Here is a 26803-nt window from a genome sequence, read left to right on the forward strand (position 1 = left end):
GCCCGCCCCCCCCCCCCCCGGCCCCCCCCCCCCGGCGGGGTCGGTCAGTGGATGACGACGGGCGTCCTGACCTGCTCGCCCTGCGGGTCGTCGAGCTGCGCCGGCTGACGTCGGCGCGGCAGGAACGCCGCCGGGATGATCGTGAGCACGACCAGCGCGAACGCGACCCAGAACGTGCTCGCGAACGACTTGGCGGCGAAGTCCAGCCCACGCTCGATGATCGACGGGTCGACCGGCATCTGCTGGAGCAGCTCCGGCCGCTGCTGGGCGGCGATGGCCAGCCCGGCTTCGGTGACCGGCTTGCCGCTCTCGTCCACCAGGCCGGGGATCTGCCGGGAGCCGTTCAGCTCGTTGGTGAGGATCACCGACATCACGGCGGCGCCGACCGAGCCGCCGATCTGCTGGAGGATGTTGACCAGCGTCGAGCCGCGAGCCACGTCGTTGGCCGACAACGTCCGCAGCGCCGACGTCATGATCGGCATCATCGTGCCGCCCATGCCCAGGCCCATCACGAACAGCGACCCGCCGAGCAGCCAGTACGACGTCTGCGGATCGACCTGGGTGAAACCGAAGAACCCGACGACGATGAGCCCCAGCGCGAACGGGACGGTACGCCCGATCGGCACCCGGTCGGCCAGCGTGCCGGCGATCGGCATGGTGATCATCGCGCCGATGCCCTGCGGCGCCATCAGCAGGCCGGCGGCCAGCGTCGACTCACCGCGCACCTGCAGGAAGTAGCTCGGGAACAGCAGGCCGGCGCCCATGAACGCGATGATGAACACGAACATCGTCACCGACGCGATGGTCAGGCTGCGGTTGCGGAACAGCCGCAGGTCGAGCAGCGGGTGCCGGGGCTTGAACGAGTAGAGCACGAACGCCACCACCAGCGCGCCGCCGACCAGCATCGGGGCCCACACCTTGGCCTCGGCGAAGGTGCCCGCCTCCGGCAGGGACGAGACGCCGTAGAGGAAGAGGGCCAGGCCCGGCGAGAGCATGAGCATGCCGACGAAGTCGAACGACTCGGACGGCTCGGGCGCGTCCTTCGGCAGCGCGACCTGCGCGTAGATCAGGGCGATCAGGCCGATCGGCAGGTTGATCAGGAAGATCCAGTGCCAGCTCGCGGTGTCGATCAGCCAACCACCGAGGATCGGGCCGCCGATCGGCCCCAGCAGCATCGGGATGCCGAGGACGGCCATCAACCGGCCGATCCGGTGCGGACCGGCCGCCCGGGTCATGATGGTCATGCCCAGCGGCATGAGCATGCCGCCACCGAGGCCCTGCAGGACTCGGTAGCCGATCAGCTCGCCGATCGTGTCGGCCATGGCGCAGAGCCCCGACCCGATCGTGAACAGGGTCAGCGCCACCATGTAGAGCCGTTTGGTGCCGAACCGGTCCGCCGCCCACCCGCTGAGCGGGATCACGGTGGCGAGCGCGAGGGTGTAGGCGGTCATGGTCCAGGCGACGCGGGCGTAGGACGCGTCGAACTCGCTCTGGAATTTGGGCAGCGCCACGCTGACCACCGTCACGTCGAGGATCGACATGATCGCGCCAAGGACGACAACGCCCGCCACCTTGAGCACCGCGCCGTCGAGTTTGTCCGATGTCGCGAGGGATTGCTGTGTCACTAACTCTCCTGAAGTCGATTGAGCCGGCCGACGGTGGGCGGTGGCGGCGATGCCGCGCCAACCGGGCGCGGGGCGCGACGTGCCAGGACGACGACGCGCGGAGGAAGAGTATCGGGAGGATGTGACGGTTCGCCGCCGGATTAACGCTCGTCCGGGCGTCGCATCCGATCGGCCGTACGACTGTGGCCGGACGTCGGGGTGGCAATCAGCCGGCAGGGCCGCGAGCCAGGGAAGGGTCGCGGTCCGGATCAGCGCGGTGAGGCCCGGGATCGGCTGCGCGACGGCCAAGCGATCACCGTCGTGACGGTTGGCGCGTCCACCACTGGCACGCGCCGAGCCCTGGTCGCGCGCCGCTCTTGGCGTCGGTGGCCGCGAGATCGGGGCGTGCCGGCCTGGCCACTCGGTCGGCCTGCGACCGGGGTGATCGTCGTGTGCTGGTGGGGCTCACGTTCGTCGGTGGTAGTGGTTGCGGCGGCGGACCTGCTCGGGGTCGAGCCAGGCCGGTGGGACGAACTCGGGGTGGCCGTCGCCGGCCAGTCGCACCGCCCAGTCGCTGTGGTGCAGGTGCCGGTGGTGGTGGCCGCAGAGCAGGACGGCGTTGGCGAGGCTGGTTGGGCCGCCGTCGGCCCAGTGGTGGATGTGGTGGGCGTCGCACCAGCGCGGTGGTCGGTCGCAGCCCGGGAAGGCGCAGCCCCCGTCTCGCAGCACCAGAGCTCGCCGGAGAGGGCCGGTGATGAGACGACATTGTCGGCCGAGGTCGAGTGGTTGGCCAGCTCCGCTGAGGACGGCGGGGAGGATGGCGGCGTCGCAGGCGAGGCGGCGCACGGCCTCGGGGGTGAGGTGCAGGCCGGTGTCGAGGGCGCCGCTGCCCAGTTGCCGGGTCAGCCCGTCGTAGCTGGTGGTGACGACGATCTGCGCGGAATCACCGCCGTGCTCAGGCAACTCGCCGGTGCGCAGGGCGAGGCGGCACACATCGCTGAAAGCGTCGTGCCGGCGTTGCCCGGGAGAGCGCTGGTCGTCAGGGCCCGAGGGTGCGCTGAGTGGGTCGATGGCAGCACGGAGCAGCCCGGCGGTCTCGGTGTCGAGGATGCCGGTGAGTCGCAGGCGACCGTCGGTGAGGGTGGAGAGGGTGAGGTGCCGGTCGCGGGTGGCGCGGCGGGCTTCGGCGTCCAGAGCTGCTCGGGCGGCGGCGTCGGCGATGTCGGGTGCGACGTGGTCGAGGATGCGGGTGCTGAGTTTGCGTAAGACGGTGGGATCGAATTGCCCGGCCCACTCGACGAGCACTCCGAGGGCCTTGTCGGCGGCCTCGGGACCGGCGACGGTCTGCACCTTGTCGACCGTGTCGGAGATGACCCGGGCATGGTCGACGGCGATGTGGCCATCGGCCAGCGCGTGGCGTACCCCGGGGTTGCCGGTGTCCAGGACAGCGGCGAGGTCGACGAGGCGGCGGGCGGCCGAAATGGTGAGGCGTAACCGTTCGCGGAGCCAGACCGCGGTGGAGGAGGCGCCCCGCCCGGTGGCGGTGCCTCGGCCGTCGAGCTCACGGATCAGGGCCAGCTTCACCGCGGCGAGCCGCTGCTCGATGCGGTGCGCGGTGTCGAGCGCGGCGATCAGCTCGTCCTCGGGCTGCGCCCACGTGGCCGTGTCGGCGCAGGCCGCGATAGCACCCTCTGCCTGCGTCAACTCTTCGACCACGACCCGAAATCTAGTACAGCTGTACGACACTTTCAGTCATGATGATCGATTCGCGGAGCCCCGGCCCAGGTGCCAGGCCGGCGATCTGGCTGCCACGACCGGCGGAGAACTAGCTGCTGTGCTTGCTGGCGTCGAGGGCAGCCTGCTCGACTCGCTGGCGGTAGTCCAGCCACCATGACTTGTTCACGGGGGGCAGGTTGTCGTTCCCGGACAACAGCCCGGCCCTGCCGTCGATGAGCTCGCGCACGATGTCAGCGTGGCCGGCGTGCCGTTGGGTGTCCGCGATGACGTGGACCAGGACGTGGTGCAACGTGACCGCCGCATCGCCCCACCACGGCACGTGGCCTACCTCGTGCAGTCCAAGGGCTTCGATGGTGGTGTCGGCGTGGGCGATCGCGCGACGGTACAGTGCCACGATCTCCTCGCGGGTCTCATCCGCGCTCGCCCACATGTCGGCGTTGGTCTCCGCCCCGTCGCCGACATACGGCAGCTCCTGCTCGAACGGCCGGCCGAACACGACGCCGAAGTAGAGGATCTCCATGGCCGCCGCGTGCTTCACCAGACCGAGCAAGTTGGTCGCGGTCGGGGTCAACGGACGCCGAATGTCGTATTCGCCCAGCCCGTCGAGCTTCCACAACAGCGACTCGCGGCCGCCCTTCAAGTAACTGTGCAGGTCCGACTTCATCGCGGCACTATGGCATCCGGTCGGGTATCGGCGTTGCCCCGGACGATCCGCGAAGCTCAGGATCGGTAGGACAACCACCGGGTCCCGGCCAACCCGACGTGGAAAATCTGCTTCTCTAGACCGTGACCACCGGCACGGCGGCGGTGAGCGCCCAGTCGTGCCCGATGTCGGCGGCCGCGCGCAGCAACCTCGGAAGGTGTTCCTCGCGCAGGGTCTCCAGCGAGGTCTCGGCCGCGTGCACTGTCACGTTGATGGCGGCGACGACGCGCCCGTCGCCGTCGCGTACGCCGGTGGCTACGGACCGGATTCCCGGTGCCAGGTCCTGGTCGGCGAGCGCCCAGCCCTTCGCCCGGACCTCACGCAGCACGGCGTCGAGGTCGCCCGGTGCGGGCTGCCAGCGCGGCGTGATGCCGGAGCGGCTGGGCTCGGCGAGAACGGTAGCCAGCGTCTCCGGTGGGAGGGCCGCGAGCAGAACCTTGCCCATCGACGTCGCGGGTGCCGGGAAGCGGGTGCCGATGGTGACGCCCAGCGTGACGATCTTGGGTACGGCCACCCGGGCGACGTAGACGATGTCGCTGCCGTCGAGCTGGGCCATCGAGGTCGACTCGTTGGTCTGCGCGACGAGCTTCTCCATGTGCGGCCGGGCCACGTCCCACATGTTCAGCGCGTTAACGTACGCCATCCCCAGCTCCAGGACGCGTGGTGTGAGGGTGTGGCCGCGGCCGACCGCGCGGACGTAGCCCAGCGATTCGAGCGTGATGAGGATGCGCCGGACGGTGGGGCGGGCCAGGCCGGTGGCGGCGGCGAGCTCGCTGAGCGTCATCGACGGGCAGGCGGGACGGAAGGAGCGCAGGACGTCGAGGCCACGGGCGAGAGCCTCGATGAAGTCGGGCCCGGCGCCCCTTCCGTTGTCACTCATGTCCTTAATGCTTCCATTGCGCCGACCCGGCGTCCCACTCGGTGTACTGGTACGGGTTCTCCAGGATCGCGGTCTCGGGGACGTCCGGGTTCATTCCCCGCTGCCACGCCTCCTCCCCCATCGTCTCGCGCAGGTGGTCGATGGTCGCGGCCACCCCGGCCCGCGCGGCGGCGAGGTCGACGCCGACGAGGCGGCCGTCGCGCTTCACGACCCGGCCGTCCACCAGCACGGTGTGCACGTCGGCGCGCTGGGCCTGGAAGACGACGTGACCGTGCGGGTTCAGGATCGGGAACATCACCGGCGAGGCGTCGTTCTTGATCAGGACGACGTCGGCCTGACGGCCGGGGGTGAGCGCGCCGATCGTGGTGTCCATGCCGAGCGCACGGGCGCCGCCTCGGGTGGCCCACTCGACGACCTGCTCGGCGCGCAGGTGGCAGTGGGTGATGGTTTCCTGTTTGGCGTGCGCCTCCAGGTGCTCCCGGGAGCGGTCGGCGCCGAGCGTGCTGCGCATCGCGGAGAAGAGGTCGCCGCTCCACCACACGCTGGTGTCCATCGACAGTGACACCGGGATGTCGTGGTGGCGCAACTGCCAGGTGGGTGGGTAACCCTGGCCGGCGCTCTGCTCACTCTCGGTCGAGACGGAGACCGATCCGCCGGTCGCGGCGATCCGGTTGTACGAGTCCTGGGTGAGCGTCGCCGCGTGCACGTACACGTTCGACGGGGTCATGAAGCCGTTCTCGTGCATCAGCCGGATGCCGTCGTCGTTGGTGGCGCCCCACACGCCCGCGTGGGTGGTCACCGCGGCGCCCAACTCCCGGGCCACCTCGAACGCGGCCCGTTCCGGGAAGGCGGGGTCACCGGTGACGTCGAACGCCAACTGGAAGCCGGCCAGCTTGCCACCGTCGACGCGGCGGCGGTGGAAGTCGCGGAACTCCGGCGAGGTGGCCCATTCCCACGGCCCCTGCTGGATGTTGCCGTAGGCGAGCACGAACCGTCCGTCGACCGCCTCCAGGGCGTCCACGGCGGCGTCGGCGTGCTCGGGCGTCTGCAACCCGTGCGACCAGTCGACGGTGGTGGTGACGCCGGCGTCGATCGCCTCGATCGCGCCAAGCAGGTTGCCGGCGTAGACGTCCTCGGGCCGGAACAGCTTGCCCGACTCGAGGTAGTACCAGACGAAGTACTGGGTCAGGGTCCAGTCGGCGCCGTACCCGCGCATCGCGGTCTGCCACAGGTGCCGGTGGGTGTCGACCATGCCGGGCATGAGGATGCCGTCGGTGGCGTCGATCTCCAGGGCGTCGTCGGGTGCGGCGAGACCGACGCCGACCTGCGCGATCCGGCCGCCGATGACCAGCACGTCGGCGCCGGGCAGCACCGTGTGCGCGTCGTCCATGGTGAGAACCAGGCCGTTACGGAAGACCACCGGCCGGTCGGTTGCGCTCATTCGCCACCCATTCCTTCCACGGTACGAGGGGAATCCGGACCGTTGTCCGCTGTGCGGCCAGCCCGAGTGGCGCAAGTGTGGTCCCGGTCACGATTCGTGTCAAGAGCGTGGTCCTGCTCGATGAGCACACCGTTGACACGCACCGTGCGGTATCGCAAGCTGTCTCGGCGGACAGGTGTCCGCAGAACGGGCGGAAACATGGTGCAGCATTCGACAGGCCCACTGGCCGGCCTGCTCGTCGCGGACTTCTCCCGGATCCTCGCCGGGCCGTACGCGACGATGCTCCTGGCCGACCTGGGCGCCCAGGTGATCAAAGTGGAGAGCCCCGGTGGCGACGACACCCGCACCTGGATGCCACCCACCCGCGACGGTGTCTCGACGTACTACCTCGGCATCAACCGCAACAAGCGGTCGGTCGCCCTGGACCTCAGGAAACCCGACGACCTGGCCGCCGCGCAGGAGTTGGCCCACCGGGCCGACGTGCTGATCGAGAACTTCCGGCCCGGTGGCCTCGCCCGGTTCGGCCTCGACTACGACACGGTCACCGTGACCAACGACAAGATCGTGTACGCGAGCATCAGCGGCTTCGGCACCGGCGCCGGTAAGGACTTCCCCGGCTACGACCTCATGGTGCAGGCCATCTCGGGCCTGATGAGCCTCACCGGCGACCCGGACGGTTCGCCGTACCGGGCCGGCATCTCCGTCTTCGACGTGATGGCCGGGCTGCACGCCAGCATCGGCATCCTCGCCGCGCTGCACCACCGTGGCGAGACCGGACGAGGCCAGCACGTCGAGGTCAACCTGCTCAGCTCGGCGCTGTCCGGGCTGGTCAACCACTCCAGCGGCTACGTCGCCGGCGGCACCGTCCCGTTCCGGATGGGCAACGCGCACCCCAGCCTCTTCCCGTACGAGCCACTGCCCACCGCCGACGGCGAGCTGGTCGTCATCGCCGGCAACGACGGGCAGTTCCGCAAGCTCTGCCAGGTGCTCGACCTGCCCGGCCTGCCGGACGACAGCCGTTTCGGCCGCAACCAGGACCGCACGGCCAACCGAGAGCAACTGCGGCCCCTGCTTGTCGAACGCCTCGCCAAGCGGACCACTGACGAGTGGTTCCGGGACCTGCTCGCCGCCGGCGTCCCGTGCGCGCCGATCAACACCATCGACGGTGGCGTGGCGCTCGCCGAGGAGTTGGGGCTCGACCCGGTCGTCACCGTCGGCGACGTGCCCGGCGTCCGCAACCCCATCACCTTCTCCGACACCCCGGCCCGGTACGAGCTGCCGCCGCCGGGGCTCGACGAACACGGCGAGGAGATCCGCGCGTGGCTGAAGAACTGAGCTTCCCCACCGGGATCGGCACCTCCGACCCGACCACCATCTCGCTGCTGGGGCAGGATCTGGCCGCCGACCTGATGGGCACTGTGGGCTTCGGCGAGCTGGCGTACTGGCTGGTCGCCGGCCGCCGTCCCACCCCGGGAGAGGTACGGGTCTTCGAGGCGGTGCTGGTGGCCCTCGCCGACCACGGCTTCACCCCGACGGCGATCGCCGCTCGGCTGACGTACCTGTCCGCGCCCGAGTCGTTGCAGGGCGCGCTCGCCGCCGGCCTGCTCGGCGGCGGCTCCCGCTTCCTCGGTGTCACCGAGGACTGTGGACGCTTCCTCGCCGACACGCTCGCCCAGGCCGGCGAGGTGACCGACTACGACGCGGTGGCGCTCGACGCGGTCACCCGGGCCAAGCGGGAGCGTCGTCTGGTCCCCGGGCTCGGGCACCCCGTGCACAAGGAGCAGGACCCGCGCACCCCCGTGCTGATCAGGATCGCCACCGAGGAGGGTCTGCACGGCCCGCACCTGCGGCTGTTCGAGGCGATCGGACGCGTACACCCGCAGGTGCTCGGCCGCACCCTGCCGCTCAACGGCGCCGGAGTCTGCGGGGCGGCCCTCGCCGACCTCGGCCTCCCGGTCGAGATGTTGCGCGGTTTCGCCCTGCTGGCCCGCGCGGCAGGGCTGCTCGGGCACCTCGCCGAGGAGCGACGACGACCGCTCGGCATGGACATCTACCGCACCGTCGACCGCAACGCCGTCTACGAGCCCTGATCTCCTCGTCCACCCCCGAAAGGAGCGGGAATGGCCTCCATCGTCGCGGTCATCGCCTCCACCCACCACCCCTTCTACTACCGGGCCAGCACCGCCACCGGCGAGGACCGGCCGCCGTTCGCCGACGAGTGGACCCGCAAGATCCTGGGGTTCCGGGAGACGTTGACCCGAGCCCGGCCCGACGTGCTGGTGATGGTCGGCTCCGATCACTTCCACCAGCTCTGGCTGGACAACATGCCGCAGTTCCTGGTCGGCAAGGCGCCCTACTACGACGCCAACTGGTACAACGAGGAGCGCGAGTTCGGGCTCCCCCGGATGCTGCTCACGGGCCAGGAGGACCTGTCCGGGCACATCCTGCGGGCCGGGCTCGACGCCGGCTTCGACCTCGCGTTCAGCAACGAGCTGCGCATCGACCACAGCATCACCTGCCCGATCATCACGCTGCGGCCCGAGGCCGACCTGCCGATCGTGCCGATCTACACCAACATCTTCGCGCCGCCGCTGCCGCAGCCGAAGCGCTTCGTCCAGCTCGGCCAGAGCATCCGCGACATCGTCGAGTCGTGGCCGTCGCACCTGCGGGTCGCCGTCATCGGCACCGGCCACCTCTCGCTGGAGCTGGGCGGCCCCCGGCAGTTCGGCCCGCACGGCCCGGACCCGGAGTTCGACCAGCGGGCCGTCGAGTGGATCGCCAACGGCGACCTGGACGAGTGCCTGCGCGAGGTCACCCTGGACAGCCTGCATACACCGGGCAACGCCACCCACGGCTTCATGGACTTCATGCTGATGATGGGGGTGGCCGGTGCCGGCGTGAAGGCCGACTACGTGGACACCCTCGATCTGTTCCACACCATGGAGGCGTACTTCACCTGGTACCCGAACGGAGCGCCGACGGCATGAGCAGGTACCTGCTGAACAAGTTCCTCTTCATGGTCGACCGGGACCCGGAGCTGGTCGAGCGCTACCGCAGCGAGCCGCGTGAGCTGGTCGCCTGGTGGGAGGCCGAGTGCGCCAACACGGTGCTGAACTGCCACACCGGCGAGGCGAGCACCTGGCTGCGCTTCGACGACGTGGAGCGCGAGGCGTTGGCCACCCACGACCACGTGAAGCTCTTCGCGCTCGGCGCGCACCCGTTCCTCACCCTGACCCTCTTCATCGCCCTCTTCGAGCGGGACAACACCGAGCCGCTCGAATACCAGAAGTCCTTCGGCGCGCGGCTGGCCCACTTCTCGATGCCCTACCCGGACATCGCGACGTGATCCGCGCGGCAGTGCTCACCACCTGCGGCGCCGCGCCGACGATCGCCGAGCGGCCGGCGCCCGTACCGGCCGACGGTGCGGTGGCCGTCACCGTCGAGGCCGTGCCGATCACCCCGCTGGACGTGCTCTGCGCCAGCGGCACCAGCTACTTCGGACCGCCGAGCACCCCGTACGTGCCGGGTGTGCAGGGGGTCGGTCGGCTCGCCGACGGCACCCCGATCTGGTTCGGCACGTCGGCCGGGATGCGCTCCGGCGTCGACGGCAGCATGGCGACCACGGTCACCGTGCCGACCGTCGACGTGGTGGCGCTGCCGGCCGGCGTACCACTGACAGTGCTCGCGGCCCTCGGTCTCTCCGCGGTCGCCGCGTACGCGGCGCTGACCCACGCCGGCGGCCTGGTGGCCGGCGACCAGGTCATCGTGCTCGGCGCCGGGGGTGTGGTCGGTCAGGCCGCCGTTCAGCTCGCCCTGCTCGGCGGCGCCCGCCGCGTCATCGCCGTGGCCCGCTCGGCCGCCGCGCGGTCCCGCGCCGAGGAGCTCGGCGCCGCCGTGGCGGTCCCGCTGCTCCCCGACGACGACGTCGCGTCGATGGCCGACCGGCTGCGCCACGCCGCCGACGGGCCGGTCGACCTCGTCCTCGACCCGGTCTTCGGTGTCCCGGCCGCGGCGGCGCTGCGGGTGCTGCGCCCGGGGGGACGGCTGGTCAACCTGGGTAGCGCGGCCGGCGCGACCGCCCCCATCGAGTCCGCCGTGCTGCGCAGCGGCGCACTGGGGATGATCGGCTACACCAACAACGGGTTGTCGACCGCCGAGCGGGCCGCGGCGCTGACCGTGGTGGCCGGGCACGCGGCGGCCGGCCGGCTCACCGTCGACCACGAGATCGTGCCGTTCGACGCCATCGCGGACGCCTGGGCCCGGCAGGACGCGGGCACCACCGCCGGCCGGATCGTCCTCGCGCTCTGAGGGGGCCGGGCCCCAGCCAGGGATCGCGGAACCCTGGATAAACCGCACCTGGTTGGGGTTCGGCAGCGGTGCGACGGTCGGTCCATGACACCCTCCACCTACACCGTCGCCGGCCACTGGATCGGTGGCGAGACCGTCACCGGCTCCGCCGGCACCCTTCCCGTCGTCAACCCGGCCACCGGCGAGGTCGTCGCCGAGACCCCGGCCGGCACCGCCGCCGACGTCGACCGCGCGGTCGCCGCCGCCCGAGCCGTCTTCCCGGCCTGGTCGGCGACCACCCCGCAGCACCGGGCGGACGTGCTGCGCCGCCTCGGCGCCGGCCTGGCCGCCCGCACAGAGGAGATCGCCCAGGCGATCACCACCGAGATGGGCTCTCCGATCGGTATGTCCCGGACCGCCCAGGTCGCGTTCCCGGCCGCGGTGGTCGAGTCCATCGCCGGTCTGGCCGACGACTTCGCCTGGACCGAGGAGGTCGGCAACTCGCTGATCGTCCGCGAGCCCATCGGCGTGGTCGGAGCGATCACGCCGTGGAACTTCCCGCTTCAGCAGATCGTCTCCAAGCTGGCGCCCGCCCTGCTCGCCGGCAACACGATGGTCTTCAAGCCGTCCGAGAACGCCCCACTGACCGCGCGCATCCTCGCGGAGGTCGCCGCCGAGGCCGGCGTACCGGCGGGTGTCTTCAATGTCGTCTACGGCACCGGCGCGACCGTCGGCGAGGCGATCTCCGCACACCCGGACATCGACATGATCTCCTTCACCGGCTCCACCCGGGCGGGGCAGCGGATCTCCGCGGTGGCCGCGGCGACCGTCAAGCGGGTCGCGCTGGAGCTGGGCGGCAAGGGCGCGAACATCGTCCTCGACGACGCCGACCTGCCCGCCGCGGTCGAGCGGGGCGTGATGATGGCTTTCGCCAACGGCGGTCAGGTCTGCGGCGCGTGGCCGCGGATGCTGGTGCCCGCCTCCCGCCAGGACGAGGTCGTGGCGTTGGCCGTCGAGGCCGCGAAGCAGTACACCGTCGGCGACCCTGGCGACGAGGCCACCCGGATCGGCCCGATGGCGTCCGAGGCCCACCGGCAGAAGGTCGTCGGCTACATCGAGCGGGGCATCACCGACGGCGCCCGGCTCGTGTTCGGCGGCCCGCAGCGGCCCGAGGGGCTGACCGTCGGGGCCTACGTCCAGCCGACGATCTTCGCCGACGTCGACCCGGCCTCCGCGATCGCCCAGGAGGAGATCTTCGGCCCGGTGCTGACGATCATCGGGTACGCCGACGAGGAGGAGGCCGTGGCCATCGCCAACGGCACGCAGTACGGCCTGACCAGCGGCGTCTTCGGTGAGCCGGAGCACGCGCTGGCGATCGCCCGGCGGCTGCGTGTGGGCCAGGTCGACGTGAACGCCGGCCACTGGAACCCGCTCGCCCCGTTCGGCGGCTACAAGCACTCCGGCAACGGCCGCGAGTTCGGCCGCTTCGGGCTGGAGGAGTTCCTGGAGACCAAGTCCATCCAGCGCTAACCCCCCAAACCCCCGCCCCCGCCCCCGCCGATCTTGCACTTTCGGTCGCCGACATGGGGTGTTACGAACCTTGTGTCCCAACAGAAAGTGCAAGATCGCGAAAGCGGGGGCTGGGGCGCGGGGGCAGGGCCGGGGTGGGGTGGGGTGGAACAGCGGGGCGGGGATGGTTTGTTGCAAATCCTGTGCCGGTTCACCCGCCGGCACCCATTGATCGGAGACACCCGTGGACCGCGCCCAACTCGCCAGCTTCCTGCGCACCCGCCGCGAGGCCCTCCAGCCCGAGGACGTCGGGTTGCCCCGGGGGCCGCGCCGGCGCACCGGAGGGCTGCGGCGCGAGGAAGTCGCCACGTTGAGTGGAATGTCCACCGACTACTACAGCCGGTTGGAGCAGCAGCGCGGGCCGCACCCCTCGGAGCAGATGCTCGCCGCCCTGGCCCGGGGCCTGCGGCTCTCCCTCGCCGAACGCGACCACCTGTTCCAGCTCGCCGGTCACGCCGTTCCGCGCCGCGCGGTGCGGGCCGACCACGTGAACCCCGGAATGATGCGCATCCTCGACCGGATGCACGACACCCCGGCCCAGGTGGTGAACCACCTCGGCGAGACCCTGGCGCAGACCGCGCCGGCCATCGCCCTGCTCGGTGACGAGACCCGGTACACCGGGTTGGCGCGCAGCGCGCACCACCGCTGGTTCACCGACCCGACGGCACGGCGGCTGCACCCGGCGCAGGATCACCAGACGCAGAGTCGCCTGCTCGTGGCGCACCTGCACGCGGCGTACACCCGCGACGGGCGCGGCTCGCGGGCCGCCGCGCTCGTCGACGACCTGCTGGCCCGGAGCCCGGAGTTCGGGCAGCTGTGGCGGGAGCACCCGGTGCCCGCCGGCTACTGCCCGCCCAAGCACTTCGTGCACCCGGAGGTCGGGGCGTTGGAGTTGCACTGCCAGACGCTGGTGGACCCCGACGAGTCGCAGACACTGTTGGTCTTCACCGCCGTACCCGGGTCGCCGAGCGACGAGAAGCTGCGCCTGCTCGCCGTCATCGGCGGCCAGCTCGTCTGACAGCGATCAGCTCGGGCGGGGGTAGCGGGCCGGACTGACGCCCAGGTAGCGCCGAAAGTGGCGGGTCAGGTGCGCCTGGTCGAAGAACCCGGCCGCGACGGCGATCTCGACGGGCCGCTGCCCGGCGAGGAGCAGCCGACGCGCCAGCTCGACCCGACGGCCGGTCAGGTACGCGTGCGGTGGCACGCCGTGCACCTGGGTGAACGTTCGGACCAGGTGGCTCGGGTGGGCGTGCAGCAGCTGCGCGGCCTCCCCCAGCGTGACGCCCTCGACGGTCCGGGCGTCCAGCAGCTCCCGTAGTCGCACCGCGAGGCCGCGTCCCGGGGGCTGGTCATGGGCCGGGGAGCGCTGGCGGAGCTGGCGGCGTAGCCGGTCCAGGATGAACGCGAGCCGGCTCTCGGCCTCGAACTCGTCGCCGGGCGTGGCGAGCACCTGGTGCAGGCGGTGGACCCGGTCGCGCAACTGCGGATCGGCCAGGTCCGGCTCGTCGACGGCCCGGCCGACCAGTTCGGCGTCGAGCGCCGAGGTGTCGAGGTACAGGACCCGCTTGCGGAAGCCGTCCGGTGTGGCGGAGCTGCCGTCGTGCGGCACGTACGGCGGCAGGAGGGTGACCGACGTGCGCAGCGCGCCGTGCCGGTGCCGGTCCAGGTCGAAGCGGACTGCGCCGTCGTCGACGATCAACAGCGTCCACACCTCGTGGATGTGCCGGGGGTAGGCGTGGTCGACGAAATGGGCGTGGAAGACCTCGGCGACCCCGGCTACCGCGGGTCGCCACGCGCTGACGTGCGAGCCCGCCGGGCGGGTGGCCACGCTAAGAACGTACAAGACCGGTAGGCGTGGGGGCGGGCAGGCTCGAGGGCATGACCGAACCGATCCGCTTTCCCACCAAGATCGCCGTTCTGCTCCGCAACGACCTGGCGAGCTGGCAGCGGCTGAACGTCACGGCTTTCCTGGTCAGCGGCATCGCGAGCGCGCTGCCGGAGCTGGTCGGCGAGGAGTACCGCGACGCGGACGGCACCAGCTACCTGCCGATGTTCGGCCAGCCGGTGCTGGTCTTCGCCGGGGATCGGGCGACGTTGGTCGGTGCGCACTCGCGCGCCCTGACCCGTGGCCTGCGGCTGGCGATCTTCACGTCCGAACTGTTCGCCACCGGCAACGACCGGGACAACCGCGCCGCCGTCGAGGCGGTCGGACGGGAGAAGCTCGACCTGGTGGGCCTGGCGCTGCACGCGCCGCGCAACGTGGTGGACAAGGTGCTCAAGGGTGCGTCCATGCACCCGTAACGGCATCCGTGGCGACGAAGACATTGATATCGGTGTGTATGACTGTAATGATTAACACACTTTACAGTTGTTTCGCCGCCCCGGAAGGACCCCCACATGGCGCGACGATCGGCCGGGCTCCTGCCCCGCCGCCCCCGCATCAGACTGACCTCCGCGCTCGCCGCGGCCCTGCTCGCCGTACCGACCGGCCTGGTCGTCGCCGCATCGCCCGCGGTGGCGGCCGCGACGGGCGCCATCACCGGGTACGGCGGCAAGTGCGTCGACGTGGCCGCAGCGAACCCGGCCAACAACACACCGGTGCAGCTCTTCACCTGCAACGGCTCCACCGCGCAACAGTGGACGGTGGCCGACGACGGCACGATCCGGGCGCTGGGCAAGTGCCTGGACATCGCCGCCGCCAGCACCGCCAACGGCGCCCGGGTGCAGATCTACGACTGCAACGGCACCGGAGCGCAGCAGTGGTCGCCCAGCGCCGGGCAACTGGTCAACCCGACCTCGGGCAAGTGCCTCGACGCGACCGGCCCCAGCTCGGCCGACGGCACCCCGCTGCAGATCTGGAGCTGCACCGGCACCGCCAACCAGACCTGGGCGCTGCCCACCGGCGGCGGCACCACACCACCGCCCTCGGGTGGTTTCACCCACCCCGGCGTGCTGGTCAGTCGAGGCCAGCTCGACTTCGTCCGCGGCCGGGTGCAGGCCGGCGCGCAGCCGTGGGCGGCGGCCCACAACCAGATGATGAGCAGCCGGTACGCCTCCCTGTCGCGCACCCCGGCTCCCCGTTCGGTGGTCGAGTGTGGTTCCTACTCCAACCCGAACAACGGCTGCACGGACGAGCGGGAGGACGCGATCGCGGCGTACACCGACGCGCTCGCCTGGTACGTCACCGGGGACGCCCGGTACGCGCAGAAGTCGATCCAGATCATGGACGCGTGGTCGGCCACCATCACCGCGCACACCGGCAGCAACGCCCCACTGCAGACCGGCTGGGCCGCCTCGGTCTGGCCCCGGGCGGCCGAGATCATCAAGTACACGTACACGAGTTGGCCCAACGCCAACCGCTTCGCCACCATGCTGCGCAACGTCTACCTGCCGATGGTTCGCAACGGCTCGAACAGCAACGGCAACTGGGAACTGACCATGATGGAGGCCACCGTCGGCATCGCGGTGTTCCTGGACGACCGGGCGGTGTACGACGCGGCGACCACCCGCTTCCTCAACCGCGCCCGCGCCTTCGTCTACCTGCCCAGCGACGGCGCGTTGCCGTACACGATGCCCGGGAGCGGCCTGGACACCAGCGCGGAGATCATCGGCTACTGGCAGGGCCAGTCCACCTTCGTCGCCGGCCTCGCCCAGGAGACCTGCCGCGACTTCGTCCACACCGGGTACGGGATCTCCGCCATCTCGCACGTCGCGGAAACCTCCCGGATCCAGGGACGGGACCTGTACCCACAGGTCGGTGAGCGGCTGCGTCAGGCGCTGGGCTTCCACTCGCGCTACCAGCTCGGCGAGGCACCGCCCTCCTGGCTCTGCGGTGGCAGCCTCACCCGGGGCCTCGGGCCGATCACCGAGGTCGGCTTCAACGCGATGAGCACCCGGTTGGGCAACGTCATGACCAACACCCAGACCCTCACGTTGCAACAACGTCCGGCCGGAACCAACAACCTCTTCGTCGCCTGGGAGACGCTGACCCACGCCAACAACCCCAACTGACCAGGCCGTCGTGGGGTGGCGCCGAAGGCGCGACGCCACCCCACGATGGTGCTCAGGTGTCGGCCCCCAGCGCCTCCACCGGGCTGACCCGCGACGCCCGACGGGCCGGCAGCACCCCGGCCAGCGCGGTCAGCCCGACCAGCACCACGAAGAGCCCGGCCAGCGGCAGCAGCGGCGCGGTCAGCGGTGCCTCGATCCCGAGGGTCTGGACCGCCAACCAGGCGTACGGAATGCCGAGCACCAGGCCGATGGTCGCGCCGATCACCCCGTACAGGCCGGACTCGACGGTCAGCATGGTGCGCAGGCCGGTCCGGGACAGCCCGATCGCCCGGAGCAGCCCGGACTCGCGTACCCGCTCCACCACCGAGAGCGCGGTCGTGGAGCCCACGCCGACCACCGCGATCAGCACGGTCAGACTGACCAGACCGACAGCGATCCAGACCAGGGTGCGCACCAGGTCGTCGTTGCGGTCCCGTTCGTCGGCGAGCACCGCGAGGCCCACCCCGTCGCTGCCCCCGATCGCCTGCCGCAGCGCTCGCACGCCGGCGGTGCGGCCCTCTTCGCCGGCGCCGGCCGCGTCGGCCAGCAGACCGGTGTACGCGGCCGGCACACCGAGCCGGTCCAGGTCGGTCGGATCGGCGAGGATGCCCGCGTGCAGCGGCCCGTCACCGGGCAGGACCGCGGCCACCCGCACGTCGACGGTGCGGGTGGCGACGGCGAGCGTGACCGTGTCGCCGGCCCGCAGACCCGCGTCCCGCGCGACCCAGCTGTTGAGCACGATCCGGCCCGGGCCACGATCGGTCAGGGTGCCCTGGGCCACGTCCAGGGCACCGGTGCTCGGCAACGCCGCCAGGTCCAGGTCGCTGGTCGGATAGCCGGCCTCGACGTCGCCGAGCTTGTCCGCGCCGCGCAGCAGCGTGGCGTCGTCGACCATCCGGTACGGCACCACGGTGGCCAGCGCGCCGCGCGCCGCCTCGGCCCGGCTCACGACAGCCGGCGGGAGCGTCCCACCGTTGCTGGTGACCTCGAAGTCGGACGGGGCCGAGAGTGCCATCTCGCGGTTGGCCAGGATCTGCAACGACGCGCCGCCGATGACCACCCCGGAGATCAGGGTCACGCCGAGGGCGACCACGACGGAGACCGCGGCGGCGCGGCGCGGCGTCCCGCCGATCCCGCCGACCGACATCCGCCCGAGCGGCCCGAGCTGGCGCAGCGGCCAACCCACCACGGCCAGCACCGGGCGCACCAGCAGCGGGCCGAGGGCCACCAGCGCGAAGAACGCCAGCGTCCCGGACCCGACCAGCAGGAGCAGCGGCATCGACGGGTCGTAGTCCGACTGCTCCGGCTTCGGCAACTGGCTGACCGTCCCGACCGCCGCCAGGACCGCGCCGACGACCAGGAGCAGCCCGAAGACCAGACGCGAGACCCCGATGCCGCGCCGGCCGGCGGTGACGCTCGCCGTCCGCAGCGCCTCCAGCGGGGAGACCCGGGCGGCGGACAGCGCCGGTGCCAGCACGGCCAGCACGGTGATCACGACGGCACCGATCACCACAGTGACCGCCGCCGCCAGTGGCAGGCCCGGCGAGGAGACCGCGTGGCCGGTGGCGCGCAGGATCGCCGGCAGCGCGTACCCGAGGGTGAGAGCGCTGGCGACCCCGACGACGCCGGCGACCAGCCCGGTCAGGGCTCCCTCGGCGGTCAGGGCAGCCACCAGGGTGGCCCGACTCGCGCCGACCGCCCGCAGCAGCGCGAGCTGCCGCATCCGCTGGGCGAAGACGATGCGGAAGGTCGAGGTGACCACCAGCGCGGCCGCGACGACCGCGATGGAGACGAACATGCCGACCAGGATGAAGAGTCTCCCGACCTGTTCGGCCGCCGCCTGGGCCTCGGCCTCGCGCACCTCGGCACCGGAGCGGATCGGCTGGCCGGCGACCGCCGCGGTCACCCGTTGGCGGACCGCGTCGGTCGAGGCCCCGGGGGCCACCCGCACATCGACGCGCTCCACCGTCGTCAGGCGCGCCCAGGCGATCACGGCGCTGTCCGGTGCGTACGCGTCGTAGCCGGCGTCGGCGCTGCTCTCCACCAGGCCGGTGACGGTGAGCGGGGCGGGCGTGGTGAGTTCACCGCCGGTGCCGCTGGTGGCGGTGCCGACCGAGAGCCCGAGCCGTTCGGCGGTACGCGGCGTGATCGCGATCTCGCCCGGCTGGTCCGGGTAGCTGCCCTCGATCACCCGGACCGTCGTCAGCGGGCCGGTGCCCGGATCGGACTGGAGGTTGAGGTACCCCTCCCCGATGGAGACCCCGGTCGACACCCGGGCCACCGCCTCGGCCACCCCGGGCACGGCCCGGACCTGCCGCACGTCGGTCACTGTGGGTGGCGGCACGCCGGGGATGCCGATCACCAGGTCGGTGACGGCCGGGGTGCCGCTGAGGTTGTCCCGCACGGTCCGTTCGGTGATCTGTTGCACCAGCACGGTGCCGAACACGACGAACGACGCGACCAGGATCGCCAGGCCGGTCAGGATCAGCCGGCCGGGCCGCCGGGCCGCAGCGGTCGTCTGGGTACGCAGCACTGTCGCCCTCATCGGCGGGCCGCCAGGTCGCGCAGGGCGTCGGTGACCGACACCTGGTTCGGCTTGTCGATCTCGCCAGCGAGCCGCCCGTCGGCGAGCAGCACCACCCGGTCGGCGTACGCGGCGGCGATCGGGTCGTGGGTGACCATGACGACGGTCTGGCCGAGGTCGCGTACCGAGTCGCGCAGGATGGTGAGCACCTCCGCGCCGGAGCGGGAGTCGAGGTTGCCGGTCGGCTCGTCGGCGAAGACCACCTCGGGCCGTGCCACCAGCGCCCGGGCCAGCGCCACCCGCTGTTGCTGACCGCCGGACAGCTCGCTGGGCCGGTGGTTCAGGCGGTCGCCGAGGCCCAGCACCCGCACCAGGTGCGCGAGGAGTTCAGCGTCGGGCTGCCGACCGGCGAGGTCCAACGGCAGCGTGATGTTCTGCGCGGCGGTGAGCTGCGGCAGCAGGTTGAAGGACTGGAAGACGAACCCGATCCGCTCCCGGCGTACCCGGGTCAGCGTCCGGTCCGACTGACCGGTCAGCTCCGTGCCGCCGAGCAGGACGCGACCGGAGGTGGCCGTGTCGAGGCCGGCGAGGCAGTGCATCAGGGTCGACTTGCCGGACCCGGACGAGCCCATGATCGCGGTGAACTCGGCCCGGCCGAAGCCGACCGAGACCCCGTCCAGGGCACGGACGGCGGTGTCGCCGCTGCCGTACACCTTCACCAGGTCGACCGCGGCGACCGCGGCGTGGCTGGTCTCCGGCGGGGCGTGGGTTGTCATCGTTCCTCCAGTGGCTGCGTGGTGACCCGGAAAGCGTCGCCGCCACCGGTGGGTGCGCGCATCGGCCCGGGGCCGGGTATCGCCGGTGCCGGGTCTGCCTTTTGGCCGATCCGCCACCTCCACCCAGCTGGCTACGCTGGGTCACCATGAGCACGCCGGATCTTCGACGTCTGTGGGTACGCCTGGCCCAAGCGGCCGGGCTGGTGGCCTTCGGCCTGCTCGCCCTCTTCGACTTTGCGGCCAGCACGGCGGATGGCTCCGGCATCGGTACTCTTCTGCTCCTGCTGGTGCCGATGGGGTTGGCGCTGGCGACGGTGCCGCTGTGGCTGCCGGTGCACCGGCTGGGTTCCCGCCGGCTGCCGCTGGCCGCGCTGGCACTCGCCACCGCCTCACTGGCCGTGACCGCAGGGGTGGTGCTCCTCTCCGGAGGCGGCGGCATCCTGCTCGCCCGCACCTGGGGGCTCGCCGAGTCGGCCGGGCTGATCGGCGTGGTCTTCGTGGTGAGCCGCTGGGGCGCGCCCCGGCTCGCCCCGTGGGCGGCGGTGGCCGCCGGGCTCGCCGTCGCCGCGATGCCACTGCGCGTCGGCACCGAGAACCTGCTGGTGATCTTCGGCCTGCTCCAGGTGCTCGCCGCGGCCGGCGCTGCCGGGGTGGGGCTCTACCTGCGCATCATGGCCGCCGGCCGGGAGCGGGCCATCGCGCTGGTCCGGGCCGAGCAACGCGCCGAGTTCGCCCGGGACCTGCACGACTTCATCGCCCACCACGTCACCGGCATCGTGGTGCAGGCGCAGGGCGCCCGGTTCGTCGCCGAGCAGGACCCGCAACGGGTGATCGTCGCCCTGGAGCAGATCGAGCGGGCCGGCGCGGAGACGATGGCCTCGATGCGGCGGATGGTCGGCATCCTGCGCAACCCGGACGCCCCGCCGGACGCGCCGCTGGCGCCACTGGCCGGGGTGACCGAGCTGGAGCCGCTGCTGACCGGGTTCAACGGCGCGGCGAACACGCCGGCACGACTGCACGTCGACGGCGACCTGAACGGACTGCCGGTGGAGGTGTCCACGTCGGCGTACCGGGTGGTGATGGAGGGGCTGACCAACACCCGCCAGCACGCGCCGGACGCGCGGTCCGTGGACGTGGCGGTGCGGCGTACCCCGGACTGGTTGCTGGTCCGGGTGGCCGACGACGGCGCGTCGCCGCGCACCGCGCCGGCCCGCGGGCACGGCTTCGGTCTGATCGGCCTCACCGAGCGGGTACGCGCCCTCGGCGGCACGATCACCGCGGGGCCCGGCGTCGCCGGTGGCTGGGTGCTCGACGCGGCGTTCCCGCTCCGCGTGGCGGTGACGCGGTGATCCGGGTACTGATCGCCGATGACCAGGCCATGGTCCGGACCGGCTTCGGCATGATCATTGGCGCCCAGTCGGACATGGAGGTGGTCGGCGAGGCCGCCGACGGCGTCCAGGCCGTCGAAGTGGCCCGACGACTGCGCCCGGACGTGGTGCTGCTGGACATCCGGATGCCCCGCCTCGACGGTCTTGAGGCACTGCGGCTGCTCGCGGGGCCCGGCGTCGCCGACCCGATCCGGGTGGTCGTCGTGACGACCTTCGACCTCGACGAGTACGTGCACACCGCACTCTCCAACGGCGCGTGCGGCTTCCTGCTCAAGGACTCCGGCCCGGCCCTGCTGGTGGAGGCCGTCCGCGCGGCCGTGTCCGGCGACGCGCTGATCAGCCCCTCGATCACGGTACGGCTGTTGGAGCACCTCAGCTCGCCGGCTCCGGCGCGCGACGACGGTGGCCTGTCGCCACGGGAACTCGATGTCGTGAAGCTCGTCGCCCGGGGTCTGACCAACGCCGAGATCGCCACCCGGCTCTTCATCGCCGTGGGCACGGTCAAGACCCACCTGGCGAGCGTGCAGATGAAGCTCAAGGCCCGCAACCGGGTGGAGATCGCCGCCTGGGCCTGGGAACGCCGCCTCGTCGGCTGACGGGACAACGGTGCGACCGGCACTGCCCTAACATCAATGGCAGTCGATAGCTGGTCCGCTGCGGTCACTCGGAAGCGAGGTCACCATCGTGCCTGATCATCCGTTCCGCAGAATCCGGTCCACGGTCTCCGCCCTGGCCCTGTGCGCGCTGGCGGTGACAGTGGTCGCGGCGGGCGCGACCCCGGCGTACGCCACGGCGGACACCGAACGGCCCACCGCACCCGGCCCGATCACGGTCGTCGCCATCGACACCACCTCGGTCGAGCTGACCTGGGCGGCCTCGACCGACAACGTGGGCGTGGTCCGCTACCCGGTCGGCGCGCAGTTCGAGGATTCCGGCGCCCAGTATTCGACCGACACCAACAGCATCCGGATCACCAACCTGCGGCCCTCGCGCACGTACACCTTCTCGGTACGGGCGGAGGACGCGGCCGGCAACAGCTCGCTGTCCAACCCGACCCTGCGGCTGACCATGCCGCCGGGGGACGACCAACCGCCGAGCGCGCCGGGCCAACCGGTCGCGTACGACGTGGCCGCCACTGTGGTCCGGCTGCGGTGGGCGCACTCGGTGGAGAACGTCGCGCTCGACCGGTACGAGGTGTTCCGGGTCGACGCCGGCGGCACCCTCACCCGGGTTCGCGAGGTGTACCAGTACCCGCCCGTGAACAGTGCACAGATCAGCGGGTTGGCGCCGAACACCACGTACACCTTCGTGGTGCAGGCCCGCGACGAGGTCGGACACCTGTCCCCACTGTCCGCACCGGTCACCGTGACCACCCTGCCGCCGCCGCCGAGTTGCGCGGTCCGGTCCGACGTGCGGCAGTGGCCGGACGGCTTCGTGGCCCACCTCGTCGTTGAGAACACCGGCACCACGGCCATCGACGGCTGGACGATGACGTGGCGGTTCTGGGCCAGCCAGCAGGTGCAGGGCATCTGGGGCGCGAAGGTCGTCGACCGGCTCAACAACAGCTACCTGCGGGTGCGCGACACCGGTCGCAACGCGGTGATCCCGCCCGGCGGCACGGTGTCGCTGGGCCTCGTCGCCACCGGCACGCAACTGCCGGAGGAGATCACGCTGAACGGCGGCCTCTGCACTGTGGCAGACGAATAACGCTCGACTCCGGGGTCTGGCGCCGGCGGCGACATCTTGCGACGCTAACGCCTGTGTATGACTACGACCTGTTGGTGCTGGGCTCCGGACCCAGCGGTCAGAAGGCCGCGATCGCCGCCGCCAAGCTCGGCAGGCGGGTCGGCATCGTGGACCGCCGCGACATGATCGGTGGGGTGTGCATCAACACCGGCACCGTGCCCTCCAAGACGCTGCGCGAGGCCGTGCTCTACCTGACCGGCCTGAGTCAGCGGGACCTGTACGGCAGCAGCTATCGGGTCAAGGAAGAGATCACGGTCAGCGACCTGGCGGCCCGGACACAGCACGTGATCACCAGGCAGACCGACGTCATCCGCAATCAACTGGCCCGCAACCGGGTCACGATGATCACCGGCACGGGGCGTTTCGCCGACGCGCACTCGATCTGGGTCGACGGCGACTCCGGCCGCGAGTCCAAGGTGACCTTCGACAAGATCGTCATCGCCGCGGGCACCCGCCCGGCCCGCCCGGACAGCGTCGACTTCGACGACCGGACGATCGTGGACTCCGACGGGGTCATCAACCTTCAGGCCGTACCCCGCAGCATGGTCGTGGTCGGCGCCGGCGTGATCGGCATGGAGTACGCCTCGATGTTCGCCGCCCTCGGCACCAAGGTGACGGTGGTGGAACGCCGTGAGCGGATGCTGGATTTCTGCGACGACGAGGTCGTCGAGTCACTCAAGTACCACCTGCGCGACCTGTCCGTGGCGTTCCGCTTCGGCGAGGAGGTCGCCGCCGTGGAGAAGCACCAGACGGCGGCGCTGTGCATCCTCAAGAGCGGCAAGAAGATCGTCGCCGACACGGTGATGTACTCGGCCGGGCGGCAGGGGCAGACCGACGACCTGGCGTTGGAGGCGGCGGGGCTGGAGGCGGACCGACGCGGTCGGATCACTGTGGACGCCAACTACCGCACCCCGGTGGAGAACATCTACGCCGTCGGCGACGTGATCGGCTTTCCCGCGCTCGCGTCCACCTCGATGGAGCAGGGCCGACTGGCCGCGCAGCACGCCTGCGGCGAGCCGATCCGGGAGATGCACGGCCTGCAACCGATCGGCATCTACACGATTCCGGAGATCAGCTTCGTCGGGCAGACCGAGGCGCAGCTCACCGAAAGCTCGACACCCTTCGAGGTGGGCATCGCCCGCTACCGCGAGTTGGCCCGGGGTCAGATCGTGGGCGACTCGTACGGGATGCTGAAGCTGCTCGTCTCCCCCGACGACGGCCGACTGCTCGGGGTGCACGTGTTCGGCACCGCCGCCACCGAGATCGTCCACATCGGTCAGGCGGTGATGGGCTGCGGCGGCACGATCGACTACCTGGTCGACGCGGTGTTCAACTACCCGACGCTGGCCGAGGCGTACAAGGTCGCCGCCCTGGACGCGTCCAACAAGATCCGCAACATCGTCCGCATCGACGGCTAGCCACCACCCCCGACCTCCACAAGCTCCGCCAACCGACCGCGGTAGTTCGGGCAGGTCGTGACGTCCTCGTGTGAGCAGTTCAGCCCGGCCTCGAGCAGGTCGAGCGCCGACCGCAGCGCCGCCATCCTGACCTGCAGTGCACAGTGGTTGCGGCGCAGAACGTCCTTGCGGGTGGCCGGGTCGCCCGCAGCGAGGAACGCCCGGATGTCCGGCAGCGACAGGCCGGCCTGCTTCGCGCGCAGGATCGAGGCCACCCGGAAGAGGTCGTCGCGGGTGTAGCGGCGACGACCGCCGGTGACCCGGGCGGGGCAGAGCAGGCCCACCGACTCCCAGTGCCGCAGTACGTGCGCCGGCAGGCCGAAGTGGTCGGCCACTTCGCCGATCGTCATCGTGCTTGACTTCATGTCGACATTAAGTCCGAGCATGGCGGGTATGTCCAGTCTTCTAGCTGTCCTCGATGCCATCGAGAGCGAGCCAGCGGCCGTCGAACTGCGCGCCCGCTCCTACGAGTTGCTCGGCGACCTCACTGGCCGAACCGTCGTCGACGCTGGCTGTGGCAGTGGCCGCGCCGTCGCCGAACTGGCCGAGCGCGGAGCCCACGCGGTCGGCGTCGACCTCGATCCCGAGATGATCGCCGTGGCCCGCAAGCGCTGGCCGGCCGGCGAGTTCCATGTCGGCGACGTCACCGAGCTGCCGCTGGAGACCGGGTCGGTCACCTACTACCGGGCGGACAAGGTGTTGCACGTCCTCGACGACCCGACGCGAGCCGTGGCCGAGGCCCGGCGGGTGCTCGCACCGGGCGGCCGAGCCGTGCTGCTGGGCCAAGACTGGGACCTGATCGCCATTGACTCGGACGACCCGGCGACCACCCGTCGGCTGGTCCACGAGAAGGCGGACACGCTGCCGTCGCCGCGCGTTGCCCGTAGGTATCGCAACCTGCTGCTCGACGCCGGGTTCACCGACCCGATCGTCGAGGTGCACACGGCTGTGTTCACCGACGACACAGCGCTCGGCGTGTTGAAACGGATCACCGACGAGGAGACCTGGCTCTCCGAGCAGACCGAGCGCGCCCGCGCGAACCGGACCCTCGTCGCCGTGCCGATGTTCCTCGTCGCCGCCCAGGCGTAACCGGAACAAGCCGGTGAACCCCGGTGATCAAGAGGTTTGCGTCACGATCGCCAGGCAGGATGACGCAGACCTCTTGATCAACGAAGGCCGGTGCGGGGGCGGGAGCCGCCTCCGCACCGGCCGGTGGGGCTCTAGCTTGCTGAGCAGGTGGGGCTGAGGCTGCCGGCGGTGCCGTTGGCCTGGAAGCCGTACTCGGTGGATTGTCCGGCGGCGACCTGGCCGTTGTACGCCACGTTCGTCCAGTTCGTCGTGCCGGTGTTACCGCTGCGGTTGGCGTTCCACGCGTTGGTGACCGTCGCGCCGGACGGGAGACCGATGGCGACGGTCCAGCCGCTGATGGCCGACGAACCGGCCGTCACCTTCACCGTGGCCACGAAACCGCCCGTCCACTGGTTCACGGACACCGTCGCCGTGCAGCCACCCGGGCCCGGAGGCGGAGTCGTGGGCGGGTCGGTCGGCGGGTCCGTCGGCGGGTCCGTCGGCGGGTCCGTGGGCGTGGTGCCGTTGTTAAGCGCGGCGAGAACCGCATCGTAAGCGGGCTTCTTCGAGCCGTTGCTGTTGAACAGCAGCGGGGTCTGCGAAGCCCGCCAGGAGTCACTGTCGCGGATGCCCCACACGGTGATGCCGTTGCAGCGGGCCACGGCCAGGCAGTCCTCGACGACGCTGCGGTAGGTGCTCGCCGACGCGCCCTGGATGTCCAACTCGGTGATCTGCACGTCCACACCGAGAGCGGCGAAGCTCGACAGCGTGGTGCGGTAGTTGCTCACGTACGGGGATTCGTTGTTGAAGTGCGACTGGAAGCCCACGCAGTCGATCGGCACGCCACGGGCCTTGAAGTCGCGCACCATGTTGTAGACGCCCTGGGTCTTGGCGTGCGTCCAGTTGTCGGTGTTGTAGTCGTTGTAGCAGAGCTTCGCGCCCGGATCCGCGGCACGCGCCGCGCGGAACGCCGCCTCGATCCAGTCGTTGCCGGTGCGCTGGAGGTTGGAGTCGCGACGGCCTCCGGAGCTGCCGTCGGCGAACGCCTCGTTCACCACGTCCCACGCCACGACCTGACCGCGGAAGTGGGTGGCCACCTGCGTGACGTGGTTGAGCATCGCCTGCCGCAACGCACTACCGCTCATGCTCTCCATCCACGGCGGCTGCTGTGAATGCCACGCCAAGGTGTGACCCCGTACGCTCATCCCACGGCTGCGCGCGTGGCTGACGATCTGGTCCGCGGCCGTATAGCTGAATCGACCCTGCTGCGGCTCCGTCGCGTCGATCTTCATCTCGTTCTCCGGCGTCACCGAGTTGAACTCACGGTTCAAAATCGTGGTGTACGCGCTGTCGGAGAGCTTGTACGCAGCCACCGCCGTGCCGAAGTACCGACCCTTCTCGGCGGCGGACGCACCGAGCGTCGTCCCGGCGGAGGCGGGTGCCGTCGCGAACAGCGCCATGCTGGCGGCGAGGGCACCCGCCCCGGCGAGCGCGATGGCGGCTCTGGATGCCGCCTTCCATCTCGTACTTCTCATCGTGTGGCTCCTTCTGAGGGTGGTGGGGTGGGAAGGGA

General features: G+C 71.2%; 24 protein-coding genes. 14 read left to right on the top strand and 10 right to left on the bottom strand.

Annotation, left to right across the window (positions count from 1 at the left end; translation table 11 throughout):
- Nucleotides 1-44: 44 nt before the first annotated feature.
- The 5 genes from ABTW72_RS29515 to ABTW72_RS29535 form a co-directional block, all read right to left on the bottom strand.
- On the bottom strand, nucleotides 45-1625 hold the full coding sequence (locus ABTW72_RS29515) for a DHA2 family efflux MFS transporter permease subunit (RefSeq protein ID WP_350864311.1): 1581 nt from the start codon (nucleotides 1623-1625) through the stop codon (nucleotides 45-47).
- Between the two features lie 444 nt (nucleotides 1626-2069).
- Complete coding sequence (locus ABTW72_RS29520) at nucleotides 2070-3320, bottom strand: HNH endonuclease signature motif containing protein (protein WP_350864313.1); 1251 nt, start codon at nucleotides 3318-3320, stop codon at nucleotides 2070-2072.
- A 109-nt stretch (nucleotides 3321-3429) separates the two neighbouring features.
- On the bottom strand, nucleotides 3430-4005 hold the full coding sequence (locus ABTW72_RS29525) for a DinB family protein (RefSeq protein WP_350864316.1): 576 nt from the start codon (nucleotides 4003-4005) through the stop codon (nucleotides 3430-3432).
- 115 nt (nucleotides 4006-4120) lie between these two features.
- Nucleotides 4121-4924, bottom strand: a complete 804-nt coding sequence (locus ABTW72_RS29530; protein WP_350864318.1) for an IclR family transcriptional regulator domain-containing protein — start codon at nucleotides 4922-4924, stop codon at nucleotides 4121-4123.
- Nucleotides 4925-4928: 4 nt separating this feature from the next.
- Nucleotides 4929-6365, bottom strand: a complete 1437-nt coding sequence (locus tag ABTW72_RS29535; protein ID WP_350864320.1) for an amidohydrolase family protein — start codon at nucleotides 6363-6365, stop codon at nucleotides 4929-4931.
- A gap of 198 nt (nucleotides 6366-6563) precedes the next feature.
- Between ABTW72_RS29535 and ABTW72_RS29540 the strand changes: the two genes are divergently transcribed.
- From ABTW72_RS29540 to ABTW72_RS29570, 7 genes are all read left to right on the top strand, one after another.
- Nucleotides 6564-7700, top strand: a complete 1137-nt coding sequence (locus ABTW72_RS29540) for a CaiB/BaiF CoA transferase family protein (protein ID WP_350864323.1) — start codon at nucleotides 6564-6566, stop codon at nucleotides 7698-7700.
- Nucleotides 7685-8455 carry a citryl-CoA lyase gene (locus ABTW72_RS29545; protein ID WP_124820911.1) on the top strand — a complete coding sequence of 257 codons (771 nt, stop codon included), beginning with the start codon at nucleotides 7685-7687 and terminating at the stop codon, nucleotides 8453-8455. Before ABTW72_RS29540 ends, ABTW72_RS29545 begins: the two co-directional genes overlap by 16 nt.
- Before the next feature lie 30 nt (nucleotides 8456-8485).
- Nucleotides 8486-9352, top strand: coding sequence for a DODA-type extradiol aromatic ring-opening family dioxygenase (locus ABTW72_RS29550; RefSeq protein ID WP_350864326.1), 867 nt, complete (start codon nucleotides 8486-8488; stop codon nucleotides 9350-9352).
- Complete coding sequence (locus tag ABTW72_RS29555) at nucleotides 9349-9711, top strand: hypothetical protein (RefSeq protein WP_350864329.1); 363 nt, start codon at nucleotides 9349-9351, stop codon at nucleotides 9709-9711. The genes ABTW72_RS29550 and ABTW72_RS29555 overlap by 4 nt, the downstream gene beginning before the upstream one ends.
- The gene (locus tag ABTW72_RS29560) at nucleotides 9708-10673 is read left to right on the top strand and encodes a quinone oxidoreductase family protein (protein ID WP_350864331.1); all 966 of its coding nucleotides are present in this window, start codon (nucleotides 9708-9710) and stop codon (nucleotides 10671-10673) included. Before ABTW72_RS29555 ends, ABTW72_RS29560 begins: the two co-directional genes overlap by 4 nt.
- 84 nt (nucleotides 10674-10757) lie before the next feature.
- On the top strand, nucleotides 10758-12182 hold the full coding sequence (locus ABTW72_RS29565) for an aldehyde dehydrogenase family protein (RefSeq protein WP_350864334.1): 1425 nt from the start codon (nucleotides 10758-10760) through the stop codon (nucleotides 12180-12182).
- Nucleotides 12183-12405: 223 nt separating this feature from the next.
- Nucleotides 12406-13239: a helix-turn-helix transcriptional regulator gene (locus ABTW72_RS29570; protein ID WP_350864337.1), complete on the top strand. Its 834-nt coding sequence runs from the start codon at nucleotides 12406-12408 to the stop codon at nucleotides 13237-13239.
- Nucleotides 13240-13245: 6 nt separating this feature from the next.
- Here the strand turns inward: ABTW72_RS29570 and ABTW72_RS29575 are convergent, their stop codons facing one another.
- Nucleotides 13246-14049, bottom strand: a complete 804-nt coding sequence (locus ABTW72_RS29575; RefSeq protein WP_350864340.1) for a helix-turn-helix transcriptional regulator — start codon at nucleotides 14047-14049, stop codon at nucleotides 13246-13248.
- 50 nt (nucleotides 14050-14099) lie between these two features.
- Between ABTW72_RS29575 and ABTW72_RS29580 the strand changes: the two genes are divergently transcribed.
- A complete protein-coding gene (locus tag ABTW72_RS29580) occupies nucleotides 14100-14522 on the top strand; it encodes a DUF2000 family protein (RefSeq protein WP_350864342.1) in 423 nt (140 codons plus the stop codon).
- A 96-nt stretch (nucleotides 14523-14618) separates the two neighbouring features.
- Complete coding sequence (locus ABTW72_RS29585; protein WP_350864344.1) at nucleotides 14619-16232, top strand: ricin-type beta-trefoil lectin domain protein; 1614 nt, start codon at nucleotides 14619-14621, stop codon at nucleotides 16230-16232.
- Nucleotides 16233-16284: 52 nt separating this feature from the next.
- Here the strand turns inward: ABTW72_RS29585 and ABTW72_RS29590 are convergent, their stop codons facing one another.
- Both ABTW72_RS29590 and ABTW72_RS29595 read right to left on the bottom strand, forming a co-directional pair.
- A complete protein-coding gene (locus tag ABTW72_RS29590; RefSeq protein ID WP_350864346.1) occupies nucleotides 16285-18816 on the bottom strand; it encodes an ABC transporter permease in 2532 nt (843 codons plus the stop codon).
- Nucleotides 18813-19571 carry an ABC transporter ATP-binding protein gene (locus tag ABTW72_RS29595; protein ID WP_238682516.1) on the bottom strand — a complete coding sequence of 253 codons (759 nt, stop codon included), beginning with the start codon at nucleotides 19569-19571 and terminating at the stop codon, nucleotides 18813-18815. Before ABTW72_RS29595 ends, ABTW72_RS29590 begins: the two co-directional genes overlap by 4 nt.
- A 146-nt stretch (nucleotides 19572-19717) precedes the next feature.
- On the opposite strand from ABTW72_RS29595, the gene ABTW72_RS29600 reads away from it, so the two are divergent.
- From ABTW72_RS29600 to sthA, 4 genes are all read left to right on the top strand, one after another.
- Nucleotides 19718-20920 carry a sensor histidine kinase gene (locus ABTW72_RS29600; RefSeq protein ID WP_350864349.1) on the top strand — a complete coding sequence of 401 codons (1203 nt, stop codon included), beginning with the start codon at nucleotides 19718-19720 and terminating at the stop codon, nucleotides 20918-20920.
- Entirely contained in the window at nucleotides 20917-21555 is a 639-nt protein-coding gene (locus ABTW72_RS29605; protein ID WP_350864352.1) for a response regulator, read from the top strand. The genes ABTW72_RS29600 and ABTW72_RS29605 overlap by 4 nt, the downstream gene beginning before the upstream one ends.
- A gap of 88 nt (nucleotides 21556-21643) precedes the next feature.
- Nucleotides 21644-22666, top strand: a complete 1023-nt coding sequence (locus tag ABTW72_RS29610) for a fibronectin type III domain-containing protein (protein ID WP_350864355.1) — start codon at nucleotides 21644-21646, stop codon at nucleotides 22664-22666.
- A gap of 53 nt (nucleotides 22667-22719) precedes the next feature.
- A complete protein-coding gene (gene sthA / locus ABTW72_RS29615) occupies nucleotides 22720-24123 on the top strand; it encodes a Si-specific NAD(P)(+) transhydrogenase (RefSeq protein ID WP_350864357.1) in 1404 nt (467 codons plus the stop codon).
- On the opposite strand, the gene ABTW72_RS29620 is transcribed toward sthA, so the two are convergent.
- Nucleotides 24120-24527 (bottom strand): MerR family transcriptional regulator, encoded by a 408-nt coding sequence (locus ABTW72_RS29620; protein WP_350864358.1) that lies wholly within the window; start codon nucleotides 24525-24527, stop codon nucleotides 24120-24122. The genes sthA and ABTW72_RS29620 overlap by 4 nt on opposite strands.
- Nucleotides 24528-24555: 28 nt before the next feature.
- On the opposite strand from ABTW72_RS29620, the gene ABTW72_RS29625 reads away from it, so the two are divergent.
- The gene (locus tag ABTW72_RS29625; RefSeq protein WP_350864361.1) at nucleotides 24556-25251 is read left to right on the top strand and encodes a methyltransferase domain-containing protein; all 696 of its coding nucleotides are present in this window, start codon (nucleotides 24556-24558) and stop codon (nucleotides 25249-25251) included.
- Nucleotides 25252-25382: 131 nt separating this feature from the next.
- Here ABTW72_RS29625 and ABTW72_RS29630 read toward each other — a convergent pair whose 3' ends face one another.
- Entirely contained in the window at nucleotides 25383-26765 is a 1383-nt protein-coding gene (locus ABTW72_RS29630) for a glycoside hydrolase family 10 protein (RefSeq protein ID WP_350864364.1), read from the bottom strand.
- Between the last annotated feature and the right edge of the window lie 38 nt (nucleotides 26766-26803).

The sequence above is a fragment of the Micromonospora sp. NPDC127501 genome, assembly GCF_040302185.1.
GTDB lineage: Bacteria > Actinomycetota > Actinomycetes > Mycobacteriales > Micromonosporaceae > Micromonospora.